We start from the raw sequence: 26,009 nt of genomic DNA on the forward strand, positions 1-26,009 counted from the left end.
GCGTGGGCTCAGGAGACGGTCACCTTCGTCGTGGTCGCTTCGCTCTTGACGCCGTCGTCCGCGGTGACGGTCACCGTGTAGGTACCCGCCTTCGGGTAGGAGTGGCCACCCTTGATCGACCAGCCGTCGCCCGACTTGGTCACGTCGGCTGTCGCCATCGGCGAGCTGTCGCCCCAGTTGACCGTTGCCGTCGGTGTGCCCGAACCACCTGTCGCCGTTGCCAGTTCGGCAGTGAATGACGTGCCGGCGTGCTGATCGGGGACGCTCTGCGGAGCAAGGGTGATCGGCGTGTACGTCGCGGACCGGTCCCCGTCCGAGGCGATTGCGAAGACGTGGATGCGACCGTCCGAGGACGCGGATCCGACAGCAGCCGGCAGGGTGATCGAGACGAGCTGCTTGCCGCTCGGCAGCGCCACCGGTGCGGTCGAGAAGATCGCCGCGGTGAGCCCGTCCGTGCCGCCGCCGGAAACACGCCCGGCCGACTTCGCGACCACGACGTTGCCGAACTTCGGCGCACCGGCCGCGCCGACCCAGTCACCGAAACCGATGGCGAGCGGTGCGGTCGACCCGTCCGAGAAGTGCATCGTTCCGGTGCCGCTCAGGTCCTTCTGGGTGGCGGTGCCGATGACCGAGATCTTGGTGGCATTCGTGCCGGGATCGAACGTCACGGTCTGGCCGTCGGCGACCACGTTGTCGTTGCCGTCGACCGGCTTCGGCACGTCATACGAGAGCGCCGTGCCCGGCACCTTCTCGGTCTCGCCTTGCACGAAACCGTTGTCCGCCAACGATGTTCGTGAGAAGCCCACGCCGCCGGCGTCGCAGTCGGCGCCGGACCCGGGAGTCCCGATGCAGGTACCGTTCATGGTGTCGGCGAAGAGCTGATCCCGGCTGACATCCACCTCGACGGCGGCCGACACCTGCTTGCCGGCAACACTCGCTGCCACATCGACCGAGGTGAGGCCGGCCGCGTCGAACGTGTGCGGAGCGCTGACGGCATACCTGCCGAGCGGGGTCTTCGTGACGGTCGCGGGCTGTGGGCCCTTCCCGTCGTGGAAGTCCGCCGTTGCCGTGACCGGCCCCGCATCGCCCGAGACCCCACTCACCACAGCCAACGTCGAGGTCAGCCGACTGCCGACCGTGGCCTTGAGTCCGTGCACCGGGGAGACCGCCAGATCACCCTGTGTCCCAGCGGGATTCGCCGACAACTCGAACTCGGACAGCTTCGGCGCTCCACCACTGCTTGCCGTGATGCGGAGCCGGTAGGCGTCATAGGAGCCCGGCTTCGCGATCGAGTAGGGGACCAGCTGGTCGTCCCACCGGAACTTCCGGTTCTGCTGCTTGTCGAGCCGCACCCACGACTTCCCGCCGTCGTGCGAGCCCTCGAGCGTCCATGCGGTGGGGGTTCCGCCGCCGGTCCCGCTGGTGAGGGTGTAGCGGTCGACCGTCATCGGGCCGGAGCCGCTCTTCCAGGTGATCGTCGGTGTCTTCGACGTGAAGCCCGCCTCGGTCGACGAGTCGTCGTCGGTCAATGCGGTCGTTGAGGTGCCGTCGGACGAGGTCGTCGTGCCGTAGCCGGGCGTCGTGGCGTCATACAGCGGCGTGGCGGGTGTGCCCTTGCTCGAACTCGCGCCCCAGCTCGAGGGTTTCGGTCCCATCTGGAAGGTCAGCTTGCCGCCCTTCTGCAGCAGCGATGCGTCGATCGTCGCGCTCTGCAAGGGCTTTCCGTCGAGCGTCGCCGACTGGAGGTAGACGTTCTGCGGGCTGTTGTCGCGCGCGTCGATCGTGAGCTTCTTGCCGCCGGCGAGGTGCACCGTGGCGGTCTTGAAGAGCGGCGAACCGATGACGTACTGTCCGGAGCCGACCGACATCGGATAGAAACCGAGCGCGGAGAAGATGTACCAGGAACTGGTCTCACCGTTGTCCTCGTCGCCTGCGTAGCCCTCGCCGATGTCGCTGCCCACGAAGAGGCGTCGAGTGATTTCACGAACCTTGGCCTGTGTCTCGCTTGGCTTGCCCGCCGCGGCATACACGTAGGGGATGTGGTGCGAGGGCTGGTTGCTCATTCCGAGTTGGCCCATGCGGACCGCCGCCGCCTCGCGCATTTCATGGATCGTGCCGCCGTATCCGCCCGGATTGGAGGCGGTTTCGGGTGTTGCGAAGAACTTGTCGAGCTTGGCGATGAGTCCCTTGCTGCCGCCGTACAGCGCTTCCAGGCCGGGGATGTCGTATGTCGGGTGGAAGGCGAAGTTCCATCCGTCGGTCTCGGTGAACACGTCGCCCCAACTGGTCGGGTCGAACGCCTTGCCGCCGAACGTGTGCCAGGAGCCGTCCGCGTTGCGTCCCTGGAAGAAGTCCGTGTCGGGGTTGAAGAGATTGACGTAGTCCTTGGACCGGGAAGTGAGGTAGGCGGCGTCGTTCTTCAGCTGCGCGACCCGGTTCTTCGGGGTCTTCGGGTCCTTGGCCAGCTTGGTCGCCATCTTCGCGATGCCGGCGTCGTTGATGTAGTCCTCGAGCGACCAGGAGACGGATTCGCCTGTGTTCGTTGACGTGTAGCCCGCGTAGGGGCTCGTCTGCAGGCCCTTGCGGCCGACCGCGCTGTTGGTTGAACGCACGGTGGCGTTCTTCAGGGCCGCGTCGTATGCCGTGAGTGCAGTCTTGGTGTCGAGGCTGCCGTCGAGGTAGGCCTGCGCGAACGCGGTGTCACTGCTGGTGCCGGTCATCAGGTCGGCATACCCGGGCGATGACCAGCGTGCGATCCAGCCACCCTCGCGGTACTGCTGGGCGAAACCGTCGACCAGCTCGTCGGCCAGCTTCGGGTAGAGCATCGAATAGGCCGGCCATTCCGTGCGATAGGTGTCCCAGAAGCCGTTGTTGACGTAGATCTTCCCGGGTTCGACCTGTGCGTTGGTTGCGGTGTCGGTGGCATCGCCCTTGGTGGGCAGGACCGGACTGGCGTGCTCGTACTTGGGTTTCGCGGCCGTGCCGACGTTCTCGTACTGCGAGTTCGGATAGAGATTCATCCGGTAGAGGTTGGAGTAGAGCGACTGCAACTGGGTGCGCCCGGCGCCCGTGACGTCGATGACTCCGAGGCGTTCGTTCCAGGCGGAGTTCGCGGCGTGCTGCACCGCATCGAACGACTTGCCGGTCACCTCCTGGTCGAGGTTGTGCTTGGCCTGATCGCTGGAGATGAAGGAGGTCGCGAGTCGCAGCTCGACGGTCTTGTCCGAGGAGGTGTCGAACGACGCGTAGCGGGCGCTGGCCGACCGGTCACCGGTGGCGTCGCCGGATGTGGCTGGGGCGCGGTCGAATTCGCCATACACGAACATTCGGGTGGCGCCGTCGGAGTTGCCGTTGTCGACCCAGCCGGTGACGGTGCCGTCGGCATCGACGTGCAGCTGCGAATCGCCGGCCACCTTGTCCAGCAGCACCGAACCGGTCGCTCCGGGGAAGCTGAACTTGTAGACGCCGGCGTGGTCGCTCGGCGTCAGCGAGGTCGTGATCCCGTTCGTGAACTTCACGCTGTAGAGATCTGGTCGCGCCGTCTCGTCCTGGTGGTCGAAGGTCAACGCACGACCGGTCAGCGTCGACGTCGGCTCCGCATCCGAGGACGGCATGACGGCGAGCTGATCACGGTCACCCATCCAGGGGCTCGGCTCGTGCGAGACCCCGATGCCTTGCAAGGACGGCAGATTCGCGGCGTTGTTCGTCGATGCGTAGTTGTACTCCCAGCTGCGGCTGCTCGCGTCGGTCATCGGCGTGAAGAAGTTGAAGCCGTTCGGCATCGCCGTCGCCGGCAGGTTGTTGCCCCGGGAGAAGTCGCCCGAGGAGAGGGTGCCGCGACGGGTGTCGACGATGGACGCGCGGTTGTCGAGATCGGTCTTCGGCGCCTGCTGCACGCTCAGGTCGTCGAACCAGGCGCTGAACTTCTGGCCCGCACCACCGTCATCCGGATTGTCGTAGACGGCGATGACCTTGTCGACCGTCTTGCCGGCATACCGGCTCAGGTCGATGTGGATGGAGTTCCACTGGTCGGTGTAGAGGACCTTCTGCATGCCGTGGCCGCGCGCGGAGATGGGCGAGCCGTCGGTGTCGGTCGCGTCCTGTGTCGCGCTCATCCGGGTGCCGTCGGTGAAGATCAGATCGATCGCCACATAGGTCGAGGCGTATGACGAACTGCTGCCCCGCTCCGGAAAGACCTTGTAACTGAGCTCATCTCCCGTGCCGATCCGGTGGCCGACGTTGCCGTAGAGCGAGTCGGCACCGCGTGCGGGACCGGCGGCGCGATTGACGCCGGCGAAATGTAGTCCGTGCGTGCCGGTGAATCCGGTGCCCTTGTGCAGATTGAAGCCGGACGTCGGGCCGCCACCGACCGTCCCGACGAGCGGGACGCCCTCGTCACCGGTCCCGGAGACGTTGACCAGCGGGCCGAACTGCTTGGACGTCGACGGCACCGGCTGCGACGCCTCGAAGGACGTCGTCCAGGGTTTGTCCTTCGCCGCGGCAGCGTGTGCGATCGGTGGCGCCAGCAGACAGCTCGCCGTCATGGCGAAGGTCGTGGTGGCAATGGTGAGGCAGGGTCCCAGGCGCAACGGTGGCTCCTCCGTGAGGCGTGGATGGCTTCTTCTGTGCCGGCGTGCGAGTCGCAAGCTCCTCGCAGCGCCCACACATCCGAAGCCTCCTGTGCTTGCTCAGAATCAACTTCCGGATAGATGTCGTACGAGTGACGACCGTCACAGTCTTGACCCAACCGGCCGGTAATTGTGGGTTCAGAGGTGCACGCGAAGGTAAAGGGTTTTCAAAGGAAATCGTGCAATCGCGCGGCTTCCCGCAGCAAGTGGTCGCGTTCTCTGGTGTTCGTCGCCAGGCCTGCCGCCCGGGTGTAGAGGGCCGCCGCTTCGGCCGGATCGCCGGCCTTCTCGTGCAGGTATGCCGCTGCCGCCGTATGGCGTGGGACGGTCGGATCCACCTCCGCCAGCGCGGCGAGTCCGACCCGGGCTCCGTCGGACTCGCCGAGGGCGATCGCTCGGTTCAGTTGCACGACAGGGGAGTTCGTGATCGAGAGCAGTTCGTCATACCAGCTGACGATCTGCACCCAGTCGGTCTCCTCGACCGTCTGTGCGTCCGCGTGCAGGGCGGCGATCGCGGCTTGCGCCTGGTATTCGCCGAGGCGATCGGCCGCCAGCGCGCGTTGCAGGATCGCGATGCCTTCGGCGATCAGCTCGGTGTCCCAGCGCGTGCGGTCCTGGGCGCGCAACGGCACGAGACGTCCGCCGTCGTCCGTCCGTGACGCGCGTCGCGCGTGGTGCAGCAGCATCAGCGCGAGGAGGCCGCGCACTTCGGGTTCGGTGGTGAGAGTGGCGAGTTGGCGGGTGAGTCGGATCGCCTCCGCGGACAGGTCGATCGCGCCGCCATACCCCTCGTTGAAGACGAGGTAGAGCACGCGCAGCACGGTGCCCAGATCGCCGGGAGCATCGAGTCGGGTGTCTCGCAACTGGCGCTTCGCCCGGCTGATGCGTTGCGCCATCGTCGCCTCGGGGACCAGGTAGGCGTCCGCGATCTGCCGGGTGGTCAGTCCGCCGACCGCGCGCAGCGTCAGGGCCACGGCGGACGGGCTGGTGAGCTTCGGATTGGCGCACAGGAAGTAGAGCTGCAGGGTGTCGTCGGCCTCGGGCGCGTCTCCCGGATCGGGCTGCTCGGCCACCCGCAGTTCGCGCGCCCGCCGCGCATCCGTCGCTCGCACCTGGTCGAGGAACCGGCGCCAGGACGCGGTGATCAGCCAGGCGAGCGGATCACTCGGTGGCGAATTCTGCCAGCTGGCAAGGGCTTTGAGCAGCGCTTCCTGGACAGCATCCTCTGCCGACGGGAAGTCTGCTCCCCGTCGGCAGAGGGCGCTGATGGCTGCCGGAACCACATTCCGCAGCAGCTGCTCGTCCATGAACTACTCGAAGGTCGGAGCAGTCTCGGCCGTCATCAGCGGACGCAGCTCGAGCCACTCGCCGATCGGCTTCCCACCGGCGCCGGGGGCCGCGGACAGCTCGCCGGCGAGTTCGATCGCACGCTCCTCGGACTCCACGTCGATGATCATCCAGCCGGCGATCAGGTCCTTCGACTCGGCGAACGGGCCGTCGGTCACGGCCGGCTTGCCCTCTCCGTCATACCGGACCCACATGCCGGTCTGTGTCAGCGCGTGCTCCTCCACGAGCTGGCCGTCGGCATCGAGCCGGTCCGCGAAGTCGCGCATGTACTGGACGTGCGCGTCGAACTCGTCGCGGGTCCACTTGTCCATCGGGACGTTGTGCGTCGCGTCCGGCGCGCCGCGGTAGTGCTTCAGCAGCAGGTACTTGGCCATGGTCGTTCCCTTCGTCGGTGCGATCCATTGTGGTCGCAGATATCCAGGGGACGGAGCCGCCGACGTGATCTCGACATCGATGAGCAAATTTCTTCGAAATTCTTCGAAGCGGGTCGAGTGCCGGAGGAGCGAAGCGGGGGAGGTGTATCGAGACCGGCCGTCGTCGGTCAGACGATTTCGAGATGATGCGCGAGCCGCAGCACCTCGGCACTGGTGTCATCGACCGATTCGGCCATCCAGTCGATCGCTTCGACGACCGGGAGGTGGCGGACGGCGGTGATCTGCTCGGCGCCGTCGAGATCGCTCGGAGGCGGGCCGAGGACCTTGGTCGGCACGACGGCGAACACCCACCACATCACCGGATGCGGCACGTGCGGCAGGTATGGCGTGGTGTTGCGGCTGTGCGCGATGTGACTGAAGAAGACCTGAAGCGGCTCGGTCGGCGCGGAGCCTGCTTCCTCGAAGAGCTCCCTGCCCGCTGCGGACTCGAGGTCCTCGCCCGGCTCGAGTCGGCCGCCGGGGAGGAACCGCCAACCTTCGACGGAGCTGCAGACCGTGACGATGCCGGGTTCCGGGGTCGCGACAAGGTGGATCCGGTGCACGAGCTCTGCCGGCGGCTCGTCGAACGTGCCGACGATGTCCGCGTTGGCGTAGGCGACATACGACCGGTCGAAGAGAGCCTCGAACCCGGGTGGACCAGCCATGTCCTGACGCTAGCAAGCGGGATCAGTCGGCGGGCCTGGTCGGATAGGTCCGCCCGGTGGGGCTTGTCCAGCTGCACACGCCGTCGGGTGTCATCGAGACCCGCCAGCCGGTCTCATGCTTGGCGCGGTGGTGATGCTTGCACAGGCAGTGCAGGTTGGCCGGTGTGGTGTCGCCGAGTGGCCACGGGATCACATGGTCCAGCTCGCAGTTGGCTGCGGGCATGGTGCACCCGGGGAAGCGGCAATGCTGATCTCGGGTCGTCACCAGCCGGCGGATCGCGGCCGTCGGCCGGTATGTGCGGCTCATGGTCTCGATGACGGTGCCGGTGGTCGAATCGATCAGTGCCCGAGTCACGTTCGTACCGACAGCGTGAGCCAACCGGGCGATGACGCCGGACGGTATGACGCCGACCCCAGGCACGATGACATCGTCGAACGGGCTGCCGGGTGGGGCCTGTAGCGGTCGATCCTTGGTGGCCGTCATCACGCCGCTGCGGCCGGTCGGATGTTGTCGTTTCGCTTCGGTGAGCAGTCGGTCCCAGTCGATGTCGCCGAGGTGCAGGTCATCGAGTTCGTCGAGATTCAGGTCGTCGAGCTCCGGATCGTCATCGGTGCAGCGGCAGCTGTCGACATCGGGTGTCACGCCGAGCATGTCGTCGAGCAAGGCATTGAGTTCGTCACCGACCGGGTCGCCACCGCCGGTTCCGCCGAATGCCGCTGTGCCCGAGAAGGTTTCGTGACATGTCGCGCGCACCGGCAGCTGAAACACGATCGTGGTGTCGAGGTTGACGTTGCGCAACAACAGGTCGATGAACGCATCAGCTCGACACTCGGCAAGGGTCTTGTCGGTCGTCGTGCCGGCGTGCAATTGCCGCGCGTGCTCGTCGATCGCGCGCTGGGCTGCCGCGACGTCCGCGGTGGGGAGTATGGCGGTCAGTTCCGCGAGGCCGGGCTCGTGATGTGGCCGGGCGAACACGCCGATCTGCTTGCGGCGCCTGCGTTTTGCCGCTGGCTCTACAGACGTGGGCTCCAGCTCCGCCAGCAGCTTCGGCATGCGCCGGCGCAACTGTGTGGTCGTGAGTCCGCCGATGCTCTGGTGGAGCAGAGTCCGCTCGACGGCCCGCTTGGTCGTCGTACTCGTGCCGGCAAGCAGGTCGGTGACGATCCCGACCTTCTCCGGGTCCAGGCGCCCCGTGCCTGCTTCGGTGAGGAGGCGGGGAGCGTGCGTCACAGCGTCGAGCGCGTGCTCGATGCGCACGCCGACCTGCCGCGGACCGAGGCCAAGGAGTGGCGCGAGCTCCGTGTCGATCCACTGGTCGGCAAAGCCGAGCTGATGCCGAATCACCCTGGTGTCAGCGATCTTCGGGTCGAAGACCTCTTCGTGTGCGGCAGCCTGTGCGATGCGCACCGCCTGCGTGGAGAAGGCTGAGTTGGCGATCCGCTGAGTGGCGGCAACCTGCTCGAGCAGCCCGTCCTTGGTCAACGGATCGACGTCCGTCCGGGCGCTCTCGAAGGCCAATGACACCAAACACAACGCGGCTTCGAGTAATTGGGAACTGCTCGCGCACGCCAGCTCATCCGCTGTCGGGAGGAGCTGATTCGCCATACCCAATGATAACTGTGTTCGAACGCAAAGGGAAGGCCTTGTGAAGTCCAATTCTATTGAGCGTCAGCGGAATTCACTGCAAGGGCAGGTCGGTTCCGTCACGAAATCAGCAGGAGTGCCACCTCGTCCGCGAGGTCGGTCACCGGCCGCCGGCCATCCAGTTCGAGCGTCGCGCCCGCTCGCAACAACGGCTCCACCGTCTCGACATACTCGGCGATCTCGGCCCGCTGCGCCTCGGACTTGCCGTACGGATTGTTGGTGCGTATGGCGACTCGCTCCAACAGCACGCTCAGCGGAGCGCTGAGCAGCACGACGTGCTCGAAACGGTCATAGAAGGACCCCTGGTTCTGCGCCGTGCCGGACACCGCGATGGTGTCGTGGGATGCCAGCAGTGTCGTCATCCGCGGCTCGTCCCACACGGCGCCGGGCAGTTCCCAGTCGTCGTAATCGGTGTCGACAGTGCGGAATCCGCGACGACGCAGCTCGTTCAGCAGCGTGGTCTTCCCAACGCCGGACATCCCGGTGATCAACACCCGCGGCATGGCTCAGCTGCCGGCGGACCCGGTGGCCTCCGCCACCACCTGCTCGAACTGCCTGCCCATCGCCTCGGCCAGCGCATTGGCGCCGGACAGCGGCCGCACCATGACGACGAAGTCGTCGATGAGGCCGTCGTCGTTCACGTGCAGGAAGTCGCAACCGTTGACCAGGGTGCCGTTGATGGAGGCTTCGAAGACGAGTGCGTGATCCCGGTCGTCCGCGCCACGGATCTCGCGCACGTAGTGGAAGTCCTCGAAGACGCGCGTGACCGCACGGAGGATGGCGGCGGTGATCGCCTTGCCGTCATACGGCTTGAACGCCACGGGGCTGGTGAACCGCACGTCGTCGGCCAGCAGTGCCTCCATCGCTCGGTGGTCATTGGCCTCGACTGCTTCACGGAAGGCGTGCATCGGATCTCCTCGTCCTTCGGATTCGAGAACACTACGACACGGACTGTCGTGGTTACTGTTCGGTAAGGTCCGGGTATGGCTCGTTCGACCGCTCCCCGCCGGCGCCGATCGCCCGCGCTCACCGACGGCCGGTTCGCGAACTGGGCCAGGACGGCGAGTTCGGTCCCTGCCCAATGGCAGTTGCCCGCCACGGAAGATGACGTCGTCGCCCTCGTCCAGCGGGCGCGGGCCGACGGTCGGCGGGTCCGTTGTGTCGGTGCTGGGCACTCCTTCAGCCCGATCGCCGCGCCCACCGACATTGCCGTCTCCCTGGACAACCTCCGCGGGATCGTCGGGTATGACGACACCACTGTGACCGTCCGCGCCGGCACGCGCCTGCGCGACCTGAACGCGGCGCTGGCCGAGCGCGGCCTGGCGCTCCCGATCCTCGGGTCGATCGCCGAACAGTCGCTCGCCGGCGCCATTGCCACCGGCACGCACGGGTCGAGCCTGACCCACCCGAACCTGTCCGGTCTGGTGCGCGGCATCCGGCTGGTCGACGGCACGGGCACGGTCCTCGATCTGGACGAGGACGATCCTCGGCTCGACGCCGCGCGGGTTCATCTCGGGGCACTCGGCATCATCACGCGCGTCGGCATCGAGGTCGTGCCGGCGTTCGCGCTGCGCGAACGCATCGAATGGCTGCCTGTCGGCGACGTCGCGGCCGCGCTGCCGGAGATCAGCACGAGCGCGGAATACACCAAGGTCTGGTGGATGCCGCACACGCCGAACGCACTCGTCTTCCGCTACGAGCGGGCTCCGGCCCCGCGCAATCTCGTCGCCGTGCGCGCCGATCGGTTCGTGGACGAGCGGATCGTCCACCGGAGCCTGCTGCCGGCGGTCTTCGCTGCGCAGCGCATGCAGTCCGGTTGGGTCCCGGCCTTCAACCGTATGGCGGGCCGAACTCTCAAGAAGGCCAGTCGGATCGGGCCGAGTCCGATGCTCTTCTCGACGCCGATGCCGGCACGCCATACCGAGACCGAGGCGTCAATCCCATTGGCGAGCGGTGGGGCCGCGTTCGACGCGGCCGTGCAGGTCGTCGACGACGCCGCGGTCCACGTCAACTTCATCACCGAGCTGCGCTTCGTCAAGGGCGACACCGGTTGGCTCAGCCCGGCGTATGGGGGGGACGTCGTCCAATTGGGCGCGTACACAGCAGTTTTGGGACATCGCGACCGCTACTTCGCGGAGTTCTGGCGACGCATGCATGCGTTGGACGCACGTCCGCACTGGGGCAAGGAGCTGGACCACGGTGCCGATGAACTGCGTTCTCTCTACCCGAGATTCGACGACTTCACTGGCGTTCGTGCGCAACTGGACCCGGATCGGATGTTCGCCAACCCGTTCCTCGACAGGGTTCTCGGCGAGTAGGCGGGACCTCGAGACGCTCGTGCCTCGCTCCTCGGCCACCACTGGGCTGAGGTCAACCGGCCAGCTGGTCCCTGCGACGGCTGAGATATGCGCGCTCCGCCGGATTTCCGGCGAGCTCGATCGCCCGGTCGTAGGCCGTCCGTGATTCGCCGCTGCGGCCCAGCCGTCGCAACAGATCCGCACGCGCCGCGTGGAACGCGTGATAGCCGTCCAGCGAGTCGGTGAGTCGGTCGATCTCGCCCAATGCGACGACTGGCCCGTCGAGTTCGGCGACGGCGACTGCCCGGTTGAGACGCACGACCGGCGACGGATCGAGCCGCGCCATACGATCGTAGAGCGTGACGATCTGCGACCAGTCGGTGTCGCGGGCGGCCGGCGCATAGGTGTGCACGGCGTTGATCGCCGCGAGCAGTTGATACCGCCCGGGCGCTGTCCCACCAGCGGCGACCGCGGCCAACCGTTCGCGGACCAGGGAATGGCCCTCGGCGATCAACTCGCGATCCCACGCGCCACGGTCCTGCTCGTCGAGGGTCACGAGTTCGCCGGTGCGGGAGAGCCGCGCCGCCCGTCGTGCGTCGGTGAGCAGCATCAGTGCGAGCAACCCTGTGACTTCACCGTTTTCGGGCTGGAGTGCACGCAGCAGCCGCCCGAGGCGAATCGCCTCGTCGGTCAACTCCGCGCGCACTGGGTCGTCGCCGGCGCTGGCGAGATACCCCTCGTTGAAGACCAGATAGACGACGGCGAGCACCCCGGCCAATCGCTCTTGTATGTCGGCAGAGGACGGCACTCGATAGGGGATGTGCGCCGCCTTGATCTTCGCCTTGGCGCGGGTGATCCGCTGCGCCATCGTCGTCTCCTGCACGAGGAACGCGTGCGCGATCTCGGCGACGGTCAGCCCGCCGAGCAACCGCAGCGTCAGCGCGACCCGAGCCTCCATCGCGAGCGCCGGGTGACAACAGGTGAAGACCAGACGAAGGCGGTCGTCCTCGACGGGACCCGTTGGTGCGGCAGGAGTTTCGTCGACCATCAGCTGAGCCTCCTGATGTTTGGCATCACGGCGCGACTCTCGCCGCAGCCGGTCGATCGCCTTGCGAGCCGCGGTGGTGGTGAGCCACCCACCCGGGTTCGGAGGTATGCCGTCCAGCGGCCACCGTTCGACGGCGGCCGCGAATGCCTCCGCCGCAGCATCCTCGGCGATGTCGAGATCGCCGAACCGACGAGCCAGGCCCGCGACCACCCGGGCCCACTCCTCGTGGTGGACCCGGGTGATCGCTGCGTCGACCGAAGGGTCGGTCACGACTCCAGCATTGCCTTGAAGGATTCCTCGGTGTGGAAGGGCCGGACCTCGACCTTGCCGCGGCACGCCTTCGAACCCTCCGCTGCGAGAGCGAGAGCTTCGTCGAGGTCCGCGGCTTCGATGACCCAGAAACCGCCGAGGTACTCCTTGGCCTCCAGGTACGGGCCGTCGGTGACGATCGGCTTGTCGCCCCTGCCGTCGACGGTGGTCGCGGTGCTCGCCTCGGCCAACCCGTCCGCATAGACGAAATGCCCTTCCTTCTCGAGCTTTTCGTTGAACGCGCCGGTCTCGGCCATCGACTGCATCATCTCGTCCTTGGACGCGTAGCCGCTGAAGTCCTGGCGCTCGGCCGGCCCGTAGACCGACATCATGTACTTGGGCATGTCACTCACCATCCTTGAGTTGGAGGATCTCTTCCCGGCTGGGGAACCGGTGTACTTCCTGCGGCCACTCGAGTGCGACCGCGAGCCGTCCCGCCCACATGCGTGCGGCGTCGTCGTCGGCAACCTGCACGACGCAGAAGCCGCCGAGGTGTTCCTTCGTCTCGACGTACGGCCCGTCGGTGAAGACTGCCTCGCCGTCCTTCGACTCCACGCTGCACAGTGCGGTGTCCGCGCCGATGCCGCCGTCGGTGAAGACGAAGACACCGTCGCGCTTCATGTCGTCGATCACGGCCAGCGACAACTTGCTCTTCGCGCGCAACTGCTCGACGGTGTGGTGGCCGACCCACTCGTCGTTGAAAGCGATCAGATACTGCGGCACTGCCGTCTCCTCTCGGGCTGCACGAGGACGCGGTGTCCTCGGCGCGGACGGCCCGGGTGGCCGTCATACCAACACCACGAACGCGAGCGCCCTGATACGACACCTGCCGGAGAAGAATCTCAAGATCTCTCCGGCGGCCACAAGGGTCGGACGACGCAAGTCACCGGCGCCGGTCGATCCGACGAGGTCGCCGCTAGGGTGGGACAGCCGTATGGCGCCCACTGTCCTGATCATTTGGAGTGCTGCATGTCCTACGTCGTTGACTTCAAGACCGTCTCGACCGTCGGCCTCGAATCCTCGCCCGTTGCAGAGGCGCTCGCGGGTCTGCGGGCCAACGAGGCGCGCTACTTCAAGAACAAGTACGACCACACTTTCACCGTCGAGCCTGCGGCCGACGCCAAGGCTGCGGTCGACTGGGTGAGCGAGATTCTGCAGGACGAGCGCGACATCGTCATCGCGTCGCCCGCGCTGGAGGCGACGCAGTTCCAGGTCGAGAACATCAAGATGGCCTACGTCTTCTACGAGAGCGGCCTGTCGATCAACGTGATGTACACCGTCGACGACGGCGGCAAGCGTGCCGTCGGCTTCAAGCTGTCGGACGGCATGGAGGTCCCGGAGGAGTTGGGTGCGTTCAAGTTCGCCCGGCAGAAGTCCAAGCTCGCCGGCACGATCCGTGGCTCCTACTTCGTCATCAAGGGTGAGCACTGACCGTCGACCGAGAGCGCGAGATGCTGCTCGCCTGGTTGACCGCCAAGCGCGAGCACGTGCTGACGCAACTGGAGGGCCTTTCCGACGAGCAGTTGCGCCGGCCCGTGCTGCCGTCCGGGTGGAGTTGTCTGGGACTGGTCCGACACCTGACGGTCTCCGACGAGCGGTTCTGGTTCGAGGTGGTCGTCGCCGGACGGCCACTGGACTTCTGGCCGGAGGGCGACAACGCCGACTGGATCGTCGGTGATGACGAGTCCGTGGCCGATGTGGTGCAGGCCTACCGCGATGCCATCGCCGTCTCGGACACCATCATCGCCGAGCGCGGACTCGACGAACCGCCGGCGAATCCCGAAGACGCACCCGGAGAGTTTCCCGACCTACGATCGGTTCTGCTGCACGTGCTCGTCGAAACCGCAACGCACGCAGGCCATCTCGACGCAGTCCGCGAACTGCTCGACGGTCGACAGCGCCTGGTGCTCGACTGACACCGCCCGGCTCCGAGTCGGACCACCTTGACCGCGCGCCGGCGTCAGCCGATCGGTCGAACCTCCTGCGGCCAGCCGCACGCCTCGGCGATCTTGCCGGCCCACACCTTGGCGGCTGCTGCATCGGCGACGTCCACGATGGTCAGGCCGCCGAGGTACTCCTCACTCGTGCCGAACCGGCCGTCGGTGATCTCGAGCGTGCCGCTCGTGGCATCGGCACTGAACGCGTTGTCGAGATCCTCGTCCAGTCCGCCGGCGAAGACGTGCACGCCGGCGTCCTTCATCTCCTCGACCACCGCTTTGGCGAGTGGACCGCGACTGCCGAACCATTCCTCGCTGTGCTCGCCGACCCACTGCTGGTTGAAGTAGATGATGAATTGCGTCATGTCAGATCCTTTGCTGCGACGGCGAACCCGGTGCTCACCTCATCATCTCCACGAACAGCATGCGATGGATACGACAGGGTCGACGCATCGAATGACGTTCGGGCAGCGGCGGTGCGTCAGCCGCGGATCAACCGGGTCTCACGGCGGAACTGGCGACGGCCGATCAGTCGATAGGCGAGTCGTGCCGGCGCCGGGATCACCTTGAGGAAGGTGCGCAGCTCCGCGCTGGTCGGTGTAGTTCTCCAGGTACCAGCCGTTGCGCAGGATGACGAACGGTGCGCCGCTGTCCCACAGATAAGCGCGCATCGAAGCACGGCCTGCCGCGAGGCATCCATCGCGTGCAGGTGTCAGCGCGGGCCGACGGCGCGAGGCGAGGGCGGGTCGACGTCGGGCACCGGGATGCGGGGCAGGGTGAAGGTGAACCGCGCCCCGGTGCCTGGCCCGTCGCTGTCGGCCGTGAGCGTGCCGTGGTGTGCGTGGGTGATGGCGCGGGAGATGGTCAGCCCGATGCCGCTGCCGGCGCGGTCGCGGTCCCGGGCGAGGTCGCCGCGGTAGAAACGTTCGAAGATGTGCGGTAAATGATCCGCAGGTATGCCGTCGCCGGTGTCGGTGACAGTGATGGTGACCGACCGGGCATCGCTGGTGGTGCGGATGCTGACCTCGCCGCCGCGGGTGGTATGCCGCAACGCATTGGTCAGTACGTTGCTCAGCGCTTGGCTGAAACGGTGCGCATCCACGTACGCGACCGGTTTGGGCCCGTCGCACGTATGACTCAGGTGGACGCCTTCGGCCGCGCAAGTCGGGCGCAGGCTTTCGACTGCGGCGTGGATCATCGGCTCCACCGGGCTCAGCTCAGGGACGAGGTCGAGTTTGCCCTCCTCGGCGCGGGAGACGTCGTTGAGGTCTTCGGCGAGACGATGCAACCGGTTCGTCTGATCGCGCAGGACGCGCGCCGGTTGGGGCCCCCACGCGGTGACGTTGTCGTCCAAGCCGTCGAGGTAGGCCTCGATCGTGGTGATCGGAGTACGTAGCTCATGGGCAAGGTCGGCCAGCAGCCGGCGACGGGTGGCCTCGGTGTGCTGGAGGCGTTCGGCGACCTGGTTGAGGGTGTTGGTGAGGCTGGCCAGTTCGGGTCCGGCGTTGGAGGGTTCGGCACGGGCGGTGTAGTCGCCGTCGAAGAGTCGTTCGGCGACGGCCGCCAGCTGCACGATCGGTCGCGTCAGCCGTCGAGACAGGTACCAGGTGACGGCGATTGCGGCGACCAGGGCGATGACCACCGCGGTGCCGAGGGCGATCGTGCTGGCGCTGGTGTAGGCGCGCTCGATATGTCTCAGTTCCGGGGTGTCGGGCTGCATGCCGGCCATCAGCAGGTGCCGGTGGAACAGGGGTGGTCCCACGATTGCGGCGACTCCGGTGGCGGTGAGCGCTCCGCAGACCACGACCAGGCCCTGCGCCAGGACGAGCCGGGTGCCGATGCCGAGGCCGGGACCTTTGGTAGTGGTGCGTGTCATGGTGACACCATCCGGTAGCCGATGCCACGCACCGTGTCGATGTACCGCGGCTGGTTGGGGTCGTCGTGCAGTTTGCTGCGCAGGTGGGCGATGTGGACGTCGACGACGTGTTCGTCACCTACCCATGCCGGATCCCATACGGCGTCGATGATCGCCCGGCGCGGGAATGCGGTGGCCGGCGAGGCGGTCAGCAGCGCGAGTATGTCGAACTCGGTGCGGGTTACTTCCAGGACCTGGCCGTCAAGGGTGACGCGTCGACCGGCCGGGTCGACCGTCAACGGGCCGAAGACTCGCAGACCCGGGCCGGGCGTGACTGGTTGCCGCGGTCGGCGCAGCACTGCCTGGATGCGGGCGATGAGTTCGCGGGGGCGGAAAGGTTTGGTGATGTAGTCGTCCGCGCCCACGGACAGCCCGACGATCGTGTCGACCTCGTCGGCGCGTGCGGTGAGCATCAGGATGTAGCAGTCGGTGAAGGTGCGCACCTGGCGGCAGACCTCGATGCCGTCCAGGCCCGGTAGACCCAGGTCCAGGACGATCACGTCCGGGCGCGCCTCGTGTGCGGCCTGGACGGCGTCGGGTCCGGTGTGCGCTAGGCGAGTGGTGTATCCGGCGCATTCCAGGTAGGAGCGCACCATGGTTGCGAGGTCCTTCTCGTCTTCGACGACCAGCACGGTGGCGGGGGTGTCAGGCATGAGGTCATCATCCGCGCCGCGGCCGGGGTGGTGGGTGTCGGGCGGGCCGGAGGCGGCATTTCTTGATCGTTTCTTCAGGGTTCAGCACGTGTGATCGCAACAGTGGCCGGTCAGGGTGGGGGCCATGATGGTGTTCGATGGGATGACTGGTCACGGGTGGGTGCTGGTAGTGGCCTGCGTCGTCGGCGTATGGGTAGCGGCCGCGTCGGTGGTCACGATGCTGCTAGGTGGCAGCAACCCAGCCCGCACGGTGCGTCCGCGGCCGGGACGTACCGCGCCCGTCGTGTCGCGCGGTGACCACCGCGGGGATCTGTTCGGGCACGCACGGTGACCAAGGCGACTGACATCCCGGCCCGATCGACCCCAGCCCCGACCCGGGTGACGCGCCGCGGACTGCTCCTGGGCGGTCTGGGTGCCGCCGGTGTCGGCGCCCTCGCCGGGTGCGACGCGTCGTCGCCGACCCAGGACAAGACCGTTGGTGTGCCACCCTCGTCCCCGCTGACGTCGGTACCGAGACAGCGAACGTTCGCCACCACGTTGACCGCGCAACCCGCGACGGTCGACGTGGGCGGACACCTCATGCACACCTGGGCGTACGGCGACACCCTGCCCGGCCGGACCCTGCGGGCAACCGCCGGTGACCTGCTGCACATTGCGGTGCAGAACCAGCTTCCGGCCGACACCACCGTGCACTGGCACGGGGTGCGGGTACGCAACGTGGCCGACGGGGTACCCGGCGTCACGCAACAGCCGATCCGCCCAGGCAGCACGTACCTCTACGAGTTCACCGCACCGGATCCGGGGACCTTTTTCTTCCACCCGCACGTCGGGGTGCAACTGGATCGCGGACTGTACGCCCCGCTCATCCTGGACGACCCGCACGAGTCCGGCGGCTACGACCACGACTGGGTCATCGTGCTCGATGACTGGATCGACGGCACCGGCACCACCCCCGACGCGGTGCTGAAAAAACTGCTGGCCGGCGGGTCCATGACCTCCCACTCAGCCTCAAGCGCGAGAAGGTCCACGACAAGCACGGCGAGCAGTGGCGGGATGGGCGACATGTCGATGGGGCCACCGCCGTGGGGCGATGCCGGTGACGTCCGCTACCCCCTCTACCTCATCAACGGCAAATCGCCCACGGACCCCGTCACGTTCACCGGCCGGCCCGGTCAACGGGCGCGGATCAGGTTCATCAACGCCGGCTCGGACACCATCTTCAGCGTCGGGCTGGACGGGCACCGGATGAAAGTCACCCACACCGACGGGCATCCCGTGCGCCCCCGAGACGTCGGCGCCCTCTACATCGGCATGGGTGAGCGCTACGACGTGCTGGTCACCCTGGGCGACGGCGCGTTCGGGCTGTTCGCGAAGCCGTTCGGCAAGACCGGCCACGCCCTGGCGGTCGTACGCACCGGTGCCGGCACGGCACCGGCCGCGGGCACACCACCACCGGCACAACTGGATCGACAGGTGCTGGTCGGCTCCACCCTGCAACCAGCCGCCGGAACACGGCTGCCCGCTCGGGCCCCGGACCGCACCGTCGACCTGATCCTCAGCGGCCAGATGAGCCCCTACCGGTGGGCGCTCAACGGAGCCCCGTACGGCAAGAACACACCGATCAGCTGCCGGCCCGGTGAACGACTACGCCTCAACATCCGCAACGACACGATGATGAGCCACCCGATCCACCTGCACGGTCCGACGTTCGCACTGGCCGAGACCGGACTCCGCAAAGACACGCTGCTGCTGGCACCGATGGAACGCCGCGCGATCGACCTCGACCCGGCACCGGGGAACTGGATGATCCACTGCCACAACGTGTATCACGCCGAGGCCGGAATGATGATCGTGCTGTCCTGCGCGCAATGACCGAAACACCTTCAGATACAAGCCGATCCGTACACCCCACACCTAGGCCCGCCATGACACAAACCCGTGAAGGAGCAATCCGTTGATATACCCCCGTGCCCTGCTCGCCCTTGCCGCCGCCGCGAGTCTGACGCTCGTCGCCGGCTGCTCGTCCACCGCCTCATCGTCACCTGTGTCCGGGGGTCATCACGCCTCCAGCACAGCAATGCCTGGAATGTCGATGGGGCCGTCCTCGTCCTCGGCCAGCTCGTCGTCGATGCCGATGACCCACGGGGACGGGGGCGCCGCGCCGGCAGGAATCAAACCGGCCGCGCACCCCAAGTACCCCGTCGGTGCCATGGTTGCCCTCACCGCCGACCACATGGACGGCATGGACGGCGCCAAGGCAACCGTCGTGGGCGCCTACTCAACTTTCACCTACGCGGTGAACTACACCCCGACCACCGGCGGAGCGATGGTCATGGACCACAAATGGGTCGTCCAGCAAGAGATCCGGAACGCCGGCAGCAAACGCCTGGCCAAGGGCAGGAAAGTCGTTCTGACCGCCGACCACATGCCCGGGATGAAAGGCGCGAACGCGACGATCTCCGAGTCCACCGACCAGACCGTGTACATGGTCGACTACGCCGCCGGCGGCATGACGATGAAGAACCACAAGTGGGTCGTCCAAGACGAAATCAAGCCCGCCCGCTGACCCCGGCGGCAACCCCGCACCCGGGCTGCGACGAGCGAGCACGAGGAGTGCGGCGGTGATCGATGCGGTGATCGATGGCCTACATGTCCATCGGTCACGGTTCGATCGGGTGGCGGGTGGCGGGTGGCGGGTGGCGTCGCGACGCGGCGCGACATCCGTTAGTCACATCTTCGTGATGGAGTGGGCGGCGGTCATCCGCGACATGAAGCAGGGGCCTTCGGATAGCACAGCGGCCGCACCGTCAGCGCGGCCACCGCTCTCCCAGTGCTCCCGCGAAATTCCGTAACCAGTGGCCACGGAGTACGTCCGATTAGACAAGACGTGTCCTCCGACTTTTGGTTATGTCAACCTCAGTTGGTTCCGGGTGATGGTTTGATTTAACCCCGTGGGGGTGGGCCGTGGTGTGGCTGCTGTCACTGCCGTGGGCGTCCGGTGTCGAGGCAGTCGCGCAGACGGTCTAAGAACTGTCCGGAAGACTCGCTGTCCTGCCACGTTTGATAAGCGGTGGCGGCGCAGGCCCATGCGAGGTTCAGCATCAGCCGGTACTCGACCTCATTCCCGTCGGCCAGCGAGCGTCGCTTGTGTACCCAGTCGGCGAGGTCCTGGGTGAAGAGCTCGCCGAATGTTTCTGATGAGCGGGCTAGCGCTCGGTTGTCCCGTTTGAGATGTCGCTGCAGAGGTATCCGCTCTCGCAGAAGTTCGCCGAAGTCGAGGAAGATCGCGGTCAGCGAGTCCCACAGGGGTTCCTCGAGCGGTCGTCGATGCATGCTGGACAGCCACGAGTCACGGTCGCCGGGGTCCTGATCGAACACGACCGCTTCCTTGCTAGCGAAGTAGTTGAAGAACGTGGCCCGCGAGACACCTGCTGCTGTCGCGATCTGCTCGACTGTTGACTGATCGAATCCCTGCGTTGCGTACAGGTTCAACGCGGCACTATGGATAGTGCGCCAGGTCTCGAGCTTCTTCTCCGCGCGTGCCATGTGACCCTTCCCGAGATGCACCATTTGCCTCCGCCAACAGCAGCTCGGCCAGAAACCCCGGGTAGGACAGTTGTTCTTTGCCGGCGACGGTGATTGCGTCGTCGAGCACGCCGCGGATGGTGGGTAGCCGTAGCCGTAGCCGTAGCCGGCGGCAGGCTTGGTCGACCGCGGCCAGGGGGCGGCTTCTTCGGTCAGCCCGCGCCCCCGATGCCGGGTCGGGGAAGACGCGAAATATGGGCTCGAATTGGCCTCTGTGTGCCACCCGGTCAAGAACAGCCGGGTTGAGCATCGTCATCTGCGCCCGACCGCGAGGTAGCGCACATTGGCCAGGAACACCGGGTCGGCGCCAGACCTCGTACGGCCAACCCTTCGCCTGACACAGCCCGTTCGCCCACGCGAACTGCTCGCGCACCTCCGGACGGTGCAACACCTCAGCACGTTTGACGTCGACCACAGCGAACCCACCGTCAGACGTTCCGAGCAGAATGTCAGGCACGTGCTTACGCAGGACTCCACCATCTCGGCCATTCAAGTGAACGGCTGCGTTGCGATCCCGACGACCGCAAGGTCAAATCCACCAACTACAGGCGGTCACGTTCCAGGAGGCTCTCGCACACGACAGTGCCTCGAACTGTGGCCGCCCAGAATAGACCTTGGGTAATGTCGCTGACTCTCGTGCGACGGCGGTATACGAATCGGTGCGGATCTGATCAGCGACGAACCGTGGACCTCGCCAGGTGAGAGCACGATCACGTCCGATGCCAATGTCTCTCGGTACGGACCTCGATCGACAGGGCCGCCTCGGCGGCCTTGGTGCCCACGACTCACGCCATGCGCTACTGACGAGAACGCGAGAAGTCTGACATGCCGCTGCCACGAAAGTGAGCAACTGACAAGTTATTTGAGAACCTACAACGGCACGGCGGCCGCCGGTCGAAATTTGTCCCGGCGGCGGGAATCATTCGACCTGGTCGAAAGTTGAGTCAGGTAAGCGCAACTTTGGTGCCGCCGGTTTGACACGACCGCGGTCACGGGAGTTGAGTCGGACGCAGTCAACTTCGCTCATATGACGCGGAGCAACTCTGCGTCCGGCGACGAGACAAGACAGACGAACATCCAGAGTCAAGGGAGAGAACGACATGGGACGTGCGGTAGGTATCGACCTCGGCACCACCAACTCCGCGGTCGCGGTCCTGGAGGGCAACGACCCCGAAATCATCGCCAACGCCGAGGGTGGTCGCACCACGCCGTCGGTCGTCGCATTCGCCAAGAACGGTGACGTGCTCGCGGGCGACATCGCCAAGCGCCAGGCCGTCACCAACGTCGACCGCACGGTCCGCTCGGTCAAGCGCCACATGGGCACCGACTGGAGCACCGAGGTCGACGGCAAGAAGTACACGCCGCAGGAGATCTCGGCCCGCATCCTGCAGAAGCTGAAGCGCGACGCCGAGTCCTACCTGGGCGAGGACGTCACGGACGCCGTCATCACCGTCCCGGCATACTTCGACGACGCCGAGCGCCAGGCGACCAAGGAGGCCGGTGAGATCGCGGGCCTCAACGTGCTGCGCATCATCAACGAGCCGACCGCGGCCGCGCTCGCCTACGGCCTGGACAAGGGCAAGGAGGACGAGCTCATCCTGGTCTTCGACCTCGGTGGCGGCACCTTCGACGTGTCCCTCCTCGAGGTCGGCAAGGACCCGGAGGACGGCTTCTCCACCATCCAGGTCCGCGCCACGAGCGGTGACAACAAGCTCGGTGGTGACGACTGGGACCAGCGTGTCGTGAACCACCTGGTCCAGCAGGTCAAGAACCAGACCGGTGTCGACCTGTCCAAGGACAAGATCGCCATGCAGCGTCTGCAGGACGCCGCCGAGCAGGCCAAGAAGGAACTGTCCGGAGCGACGTCGACCAACGTCAGCCTGCAGTACCTCTCGATGGGCGAGAACGGCCCGATCCACCTGGACGAGACGATCACCCGCGCGATGTTCGAGGACCTCACCAAGGACCTGCTGCAGCGCACCAAGGCTCCGTTCGAGCAGGTCATGAAGGACGCCGGCGTCACCGTCAAGGACATCGATCACGTTGTGCTCGTTGGTGGTTCGACCCGTATGCCGGCCGTCACCCAGGTCGTGAAGGACCTCACCGGCAAGGAGCCCAACAAGGGCGTCAACCCGGACGAGGTCGTCGCGGTCGGTGCCGCGCTGCAGGCCGGTGTGCTGAAGGGTGAGCGCAAGGACGTGCTGCTCATCGACGTCACGCCGCTGTCGCTCGGCATCGAGACCAAGGGCGGTCTGTTCACCAAGCTGATCGAGCGCAACACCGCCATCCCGACCAAGCGTTCGGAGGTGTTCTCGACCGCCGAGGACAACCAGCCGTCGGTCGAGATCCAGGTGTTCCAGGGTGAGCGCGAGCTCGCCAAGGACAACAAGCCGCTCGGCAACTTCGAGCTGTCCGGCATCGCGCCGGCGCCGCGCGGCGTCCCGCAGATCGAGGTCACCTTCGACATCGACGCCAACGGCATCGTGCACGTGTCCGCCAAGGACCGCGGCACCAACAAGGAGCAGTCGATGACGATCTCCGGTGGTTCCGCGCTGCCGAAGGAGGACATCGACCGCATGGTCAAGGACGCCGAGGAGCACGCCGCCGAGGACAAGAAGCGTCGTGAGGAGACCGAGGCCCGCAACACCGCGGAGCAGCTGGTCTACTCGACCGAGAAATTCCTCGCGGACAACGGCGACAAGGTCCCGGCCGACTCCAAGTCCGAGGTCGAGTCGGCGCTGACCGAGTTGAAGGACGCCCTCAAGGACGAGAACGCTTCTGCCGAGGACATTTCCGCCAAGACCACCAAGGTCAACGAGACCTCGCAGAAGATGGGCGCCGCCCTGTATGCCGCCGAGCAGCAGTCCGGAGGTGACGCCCCGACGGGTGACGCCGCGGACGCCGGTGCCGGTGATGCAGCAGGTGCGTCGTCGAGCGCGTCCGGCGACGACGATGTCGTTGACGCCGAGGTCGTCGACGACGAGGGTGACCAGAAGTGACCGACTCCAAGGGTGCGCAGCCGGGCTCCGATCTTCCGGAGCCCGGCCGGCGGCCGGAGGAAGAGGAGCAGGCCGGACCGGTGATCCGCGACAAGCGGCGGATCGACGAGAACGGTGACCTGCGAGCCACATCGGAGAGCAGAGCGGAGGACACGGTGATGGACGAGACCGCTGCCGATAACGCCGAGCAACCGACCGCGGACGAGTCGGCGGCCGGTGGGGCCACGGGCGAGGCCACCGAGGACGGTGCGGAGCACCCCGACACGGTCCTCGCCGCGGAGCGGCTCGCCGATCTGCAGCGCGCCCAGGCGGAGTACTTCAACTACAAGAAGCGCGTCGAGCGCGACCGTGAGGCCCAGAAGGACGCCACGACGGCGCGCGTTCTGGAGTCGTTGCTGCCGGTTCTCGACGACATCTACCTGGCGCGGGAGCACGGTGATCTGGAGGGCTCGCCCTTCGAGAAGATCGCCGACAAGCTCGATGCGACGCTCACCAAGTTGGGCCTGACCGCGTTCGGCGCCGTTGGTGAGCCGTTCGACCCGACGCACCACGAGGCCCTGATGCACATCGAGGCCGAGGTGCCGGAGGGTTCGGAGGGCACCACGATCGTGCAGGTCATGCAGCCGGGCTACCGGTTGGGTGAGCGCATGGTCCGGCCCGCACGCGTCGCGGTGGCGGACCCGTCCTGATGCAGCCCCAGTCATGGGTCGGGCGGGGGTTGATCGCGAATCCACGCCCGACCCATGACCTTTCGGATTTGGAGTGATCGATGGCCAGTCAGGATTGGCTCGAGAAGGACTTCTACAAGATCCTCGGCGTCTCCCAGGACGCGTCGGATGCGGACATCAAGAAGGCCTACCGCAAGCTCGCCCGCACATGGCACCCGGACCAGAACCCCGGCGACGCCGCAGCGGAGCAGAAGTTCAAGGACATCGGTGAGGCCAACTCGGTGCTCGCCGATCCTGCGAAGCGCCAGGAATACGACCAACTGCGCCAGATGGTCGGCGGCGGTGCCCGATTCACGGCCGGCGGTCCGGGTGGCGCGGCCGGCGGAGCAGGGGGCTTCGAGGATCTCTTCGGCTCGATGTTCGGAGGCGGTGGCGGACAGAACGTCCGCTTCAACACCGGTGGCGGGGGCGAGCAGATCAACCTCGACGACATACTCGGTCAGTTCGGCGGTGGCGGCTACGGCTCGCCGTACGGCGGCTACCAGGCCGGCCCCCGCAAGGGCGCCGACTTGGAGGCGCGCACCACGCTGAGCTTCCGCGACGCCGCTTCGGGCGAGACGATTGCCCTGCAGGCCGCCGACGGTCAGACGATCAAGACGCGAATTCCCGCTGGTGTCAGGGACGGTCAGACGATCCGGCTGCGCGGCAAGGGACAGCCCAGCCCGAACGGCGGGCAGCCCGGTGACCTGCTGTTGCACGTCACCGTTCAGTCGCACCCGGTGTTCCGACGCGAGGGCAACAACCTCACGGTCGACCTGCCGGTGACCTTCGCCGAAGCCGCACTCGGGGCCACGGTGACCGTGCCGACGCTGAGCGGCAAGAGCGTCAAGGTCAAGATCAAGGCCGGCACCCCGTCCGGCCGGAAGCTGCGCGTCAAGGGCCAGGGCATCCAGGCCAAGAGCGGCGCCGGTGACCTGATCGCGATCGTGCAGATCGTTGTCCCGGAGACGCTGTCGAAGGAGGCCAAGAAGGCGGTCGAGGCGATCGCCGAGGAGGAGCGCGCCGGTGGCGTCGACCCGCGAGCCGAGTTGAGCGAGAAAGCCGCGAAGTGATGGCGCGTTCGTCGTGGCGCGGCACGTCGCCGCCGCCGTGGGATGCGCCGATCTATGCCATCTCCGCGGCGGCGCAGCTGGCCGGCATACATGCCCAAACCCTGCGTCAATACGACCGATTGGGCATCGTCACGCCGTCCCGCACGCAGGGCGGCGGGCGTCGCTACTCGATGCGCGACCTGGATCTGCTGCGCGAGGTGCAGCGCCTCTCCCAGGAGGAGGGCGTCTCGCTCGCCGGGATCCGCCGGATCCTCGAGTTGGAGAACCAGGTCGACGCACTGCAATCGCGCGTGCGCGAGCTCTCCGACGCGCTGGCGCACGAGCGCAGCAAGAGCCTGGGTGGCCGGGTCTTCGCCGCCGCACCGGACGGTCAGATCACGCCGCTGCGACCCGGTGAGCGCGTCACTCCGGTGCGCACCGAACGTGCCCTGGTCGTTTGGCGCAAGCGCGGCTGACCGTCTGGCACAGTGGATCCTGTGATCGAGTACCTCATGGTCCTCCCGGACCGCGACACCGCCGAAGAAGTGGCCGACGAGCTCTCGGACAATGACGAATTCGCCTCTGTGCGAGTGGTTTCCGAGTCCTTGGCCGGCGAGGACGACGCCGAGGACGTCGACTGGGTGGTCCACGTGACCGTCGACACCATCGACGACCCGACCGGCGCGGTCGCTCGCGGTCTGGCGGACCGGTTCACCGCACTGGCCGAGGAGAACGACGGCTGGCTCGACGAGAGCAGCACGGGCAGCGAGTGACCCGACGAACGACGAACGCCCACGACCGACCCGGTC

General features: G+C 66.7%; 24 protein-coding genes and 1 pseudogene. 10 read left to right on the forward strand and 15 right to left on the reverse strand.

The window, feature by feature from the left end; genetic code table 11:
* Nucleotides 1-8: 8 nt before the first annotated feature.
* The 7 genes from ACZ50J_RS02490 to ACZ50J_RS02520 all read right to left on the reverse strand — a co-directional run bounded on the left by ACZ50J_RS02490 (nt 9) and on the right by ACZ50J_RS02520 (nt 9,606).
* On the reverse strand, nt 9-4,589 hold the full coding sequence (locus ACZ50J_RS02490) for a GH92 family glycosyl hydrolase (RefSeq protein ID WP_464299710.1): 4,581 nt from the start codon (nt 4,587-4,589) through the stop codon (nt 9-11).
* 206 nt (nt 4,590-4,795) lie between these two features.
* Nucleotides 4,796-5,935 carry an RNA polymerase sigma factor gene (locus ACZ50J_RS02495; RefSeq protein ID WP_464299711.1) on the reverse strand — a complete coding sequence of 380 codons (1,140 nt, stop codon included), beginning with the start codon at nt 5,933-5,935 and terminating at the stop codon, nt 4,796-4,798.
* A gap of 3 nt (nt 5,936-5,938) precedes the next feature.
* The gene (locus ACZ50J_RS02500) at nt 5,939-6,349 is read right to left on the reverse strand and encodes a YciI family protein (RefSeq protein ID WP_464299712.1); all 411 of its coding nucleotides are present in this window, start codon (nt 6,347-6,349) and stop codon (nt 5,939-5,941) included.
* A gap of 167 nt (nt 6,350-6,516) precedes the next feature.
* Nucleotides 6,517-7,053: an NUDIX hydrolase gene (locus ACZ50J_RS02505; RefSeq protein WP_464299713.1), complete on the reverse strand. Its 537-nt coding sequence runs from the start codon at nt 7,051-7,053 to the stop codon at nt 6,517-6,519.
* A 22-nt stretch (nt 7,054-7,075) separates the two neighbouring features.
* Entirely contained in the window at nt 7,076-8,710 is a 1,635-nt protein-coding gene (locus tag ACZ50J_RS02510) for an HNH endonuclease signature motif containing protein (protein ID WP_464299714.1), read from the reverse strand.
* A gap of 47 nt (nt 8,711-8,757) precedes the next feature.
* Nucleotides 8,758-9,201, reverse strand: a complete 444-nt coding sequence (locus tag ACZ50J_RS02515; protein WP_464299715.1) for an AAA family ATPase — start codon at nt 9,199-9,201, stop codon at nt 8,758-8,760.
* A 3-nt stretch (nt 9,202-9,204) separates the two neighbouring features.
* Nucleotides 9,205-9,606, reverse strand: coding sequence for a nuclear transport factor 2 family protein (locus ACZ50J_RS02520; protein ID WP_464299716.1), 402 nt, complete (start codon nt 9,604-9,606; stop codon nt 9,205-9,207).
* A 75-nt stretch (nt 9,607-9,681) separates the two neighbouring features.
* Here ACZ50J_RS02520 and ACZ50J_RS02525 point away from each other — a divergent pair, with 75 nt between their 5' ends.
* Nucleotides 9,682-11,016: a D-arabinono-1,4-lactone oxidase gene (locus ACZ50J_RS02525; RefSeq protein WP_464299717.1), complete on the forward strand. Its 1,335-nt coding sequence runs from the start codon at nt 9,682-9,684 to the stop codon at nt 11,014-11,016.
* Nucleotides 11,017-11,068: 52 nt separating this feature from the next.
* Here the strand turns inward: ACZ50J_RS02525 and ACZ50J_RS02530 are convergent, their stop codons facing one another.
* Genes ACZ50J_RS02530 through ACZ50J_RS02540 form a run of 3 tightly spaced genes read right to left on the reverse strand, consistent with a single transcriptional unit; the run spans nt 11,069 to nt 13,075 of the window.
* Entirely contained in the window at nt 11,069-12,313 is a 1,245-nt protein-coding gene (locus tag ACZ50J_RS02530) for an RNA polymerase sigma factor (RefSeq protein ID WP_464299718.1), read from the reverse strand.
* A complete protein-coding gene (locus tag ACZ50J_RS02535) occupies nt 12,310-12,696 on the reverse strand; it encodes a YciI family protein (RefSeq protein ID WP_464299719.1) in 387 nt (128 codons plus the stop codon). Before ACZ50J_RS02535 ends, ACZ50J_RS02530 begins: the two co-directional genes overlap by 4 nt.
* Nucleotide 12,697: 1 nt before the next feature.
* Nucleotides 12,698-13,075, reverse strand: a complete 378-nt coding sequence (locus ACZ50J_RS02540) for a YciI family protein (RefSeq protein ID WP_464299720.1) — start codon at nt 13,073-13,075, stop codon at nt 12,698-12,700.
* 246 nt (nt 13,076-13,321) lie between these two features.
* On the opposite strand from ACZ50J_RS02540, the gene ACZ50J_RS02545 reads away from it, so the two are divergent.
* On the forward strand, nt 13,322-13,783 hold the full coding sequence (locus tag ACZ50J_RS02545; RefSeq protein WP_464299721.1) for a phage tail protein: 462 nt from the start codon (nt 13,322-13,324) through the stop codon (nt 13,781-13,783).
* A 20-nt stretch (nt 13,784-13,803) separates the two neighbouring features.
* Nucleotides 13,804-14,268 (forward strand): DinB family protein, encoded by a 465-nt coding sequence (locus ACZ50J_RS02550; protein WP_464299722.1) that lies wholly within the window; start codon nt 13,804-13,806, stop codon nt 14,266-14,268.
* 44 nt (nt 14,269-14,312) lie between these two features.
* Here ACZ50J_RS02550 and ACZ50J_RS02555 read toward each other — a convergent pair whose 3' ends face one another.
* The 3 genes from ACZ50J_RS02555 to ACZ50J_RS02565 form a co-directional block, all read right to left on the reverse strand.
* Nucleotides 14,313-14,654, reverse strand: coding sequence for a YciI family protein (locus ACZ50J_RS02555; protein ID WP_464299723.1), 342 nt, complete (start codon nt 14,652-14,654; stop codon nt 14,313-14,315).
* Nucleotides 14,655-15,001: 347 nt separating this feature from the next.
* A complete protein-coding gene (locus ACZ50J_RS02560; protein ID WP_464299724.1) occupies nt 15,002-16,165 on the reverse strand; it encodes a sensor histidine kinase in 1,164 nt (387 codons plus the stop codon).
* The gene (locus ACZ50J_RS02565; protein WP_464299725.1) at nt 16,162-16,857 is read right to left on the reverse strand and encodes a response regulator transcription factor; all 696 of its coding nucleotides are present in this window, start codon (nt 16,855-16,857) and stop codon (nt 16,162-16,164) included. The genes ACZ50J_RS02560 and ACZ50J_RS02565 overlap by 4 nt, the downstream gene beginning before the upstream one ends.
* Before the next feature lie 327 nt (nt 16,858-17,184).
* Between ACZ50J_RS02565 and ACZ50J_RS02570 the strand changes: the two genes are divergently transcribed.
* On the forward strand, nt 17,185-18,729 hold the full coding sequence (locus ACZ50J_RS02570) for a multicopper oxidase family protein (RefSeq protein ID WP_464299726.1): 1,545 nt from the start codon (nt 17,185-17,187) through the stop codon (nt 18,727-18,729).
* A 205-nt stretch (nt 18,730-18,934) separates the two neighbouring features.
* On the forward strand, nt 18,935-19,423 hold the full coding sequence (locus tag ACZ50J_RS02575) for a YdhK family protein (RefSeq protein ID WP_464299727.1): 489 nt from the start codon (nt 18,935-18,937) through the stop codon (nt 19,421-19,423).
* A gap of 413 nt (nt 19,424-19,836) precedes the next feature.
* Here ACZ50J_RS02575 and ACZ50J_RS02580 read toward each other — a convergent pair whose 3' ends face one another.
* Nucleotides 19,837-20,403, reverse strand: coding sequence for a TetR family transcriptional regulator (locus ACZ50J_RS02580; RefSeq protein ID WP_464299728.1), 567 nt, complete (start codon nt 20,401-20,403; stop codon nt 19,837-19,839).
* Nucleotide 20,404: 1 nt separating this feature from the next.
* Nucleotides 20,405-20,673: pseudogene (locus tag ACZ50J_RS02585) on the reverse strand (hypothetical protein); the annotation flags it as partial.
* Nucleotides 20,674-21,542: 869 nt separating this feature from the next.
* Here ACZ50J_RS02585 and dnaK point away from each other — a divergent pair.
* The 5 genes from dnaK (at nt 21,543) to ACZ50J_RS02610 (ending at nt 25,973) form a co-directional block, all read left to right on the forward strand.
* Entirely contained in the window at nt 21,543-23,441 is a 1,899-nt protein-coding gene (dnaK, locus tag ACZ50J_RS02590; RefSeq protein ID WP_464299729.1) for a molecular chaperone DnaK, read from the forward strand.
* Entirely contained in the window at nt 23,438-24,130 is a 693-nt protein-coding gene (grpE, locus tag ACZ50J_RS02595) for a nucleotide exchange factor GrpE (RefSeq protein ID WP_464299730.1), read from the forward strand. Before dnaK ends, grpE begins: the two co-directional genes overlap by 4 nt.
* A gap of 80 nt (nt 24,131-24,210) precedes the next feature.
* The gene (locus ACZ50J_RS02600; RefSeq protein ID WP_464299731.1) at nt 24,211-25,221 is read left to right on the forward strand and encodes a DnaJ C-terminal domain-containing protein; all 1,011 of its coding nucleotides are present in this window, start codon (nt 24,211-24,213) and stop codon (nt 25,219-25,221) included.
* A complete protein-coding gene (locus ACZ50J_RS02605; protein WP_464299732.1) occupies nt 25,221-25,676 on the forward strand; it encodes a heat shock protein transcriptional repressor HspR in 456 nt (151 codons plus the stop codon). The genes ACZ50J_RS02600 and ACZ50J_RS02605 overlap by 1 nt, the downstream gene beginning before the upstream one ends.
* Before the next feature lie 21 nt (nt 25,677-25,697).
* Nucleotides 25,698-25,973 (forward strand): hypothetical protein, encoded by a 276-nt coding sequence (locus tag ACZ50J_RS02610; RefSeq protein ID WP_464299733.1) that lies wholly within the window; start codon nt 25,698-25,700, stop codon nt 25,971-25,973.
* The last annotated feature ends 36 nt before the right edge of the window (nt 25,974-26,009 follow it).

Source organism: Flexivirga sp. G2 (assembly GCF_055397625.1).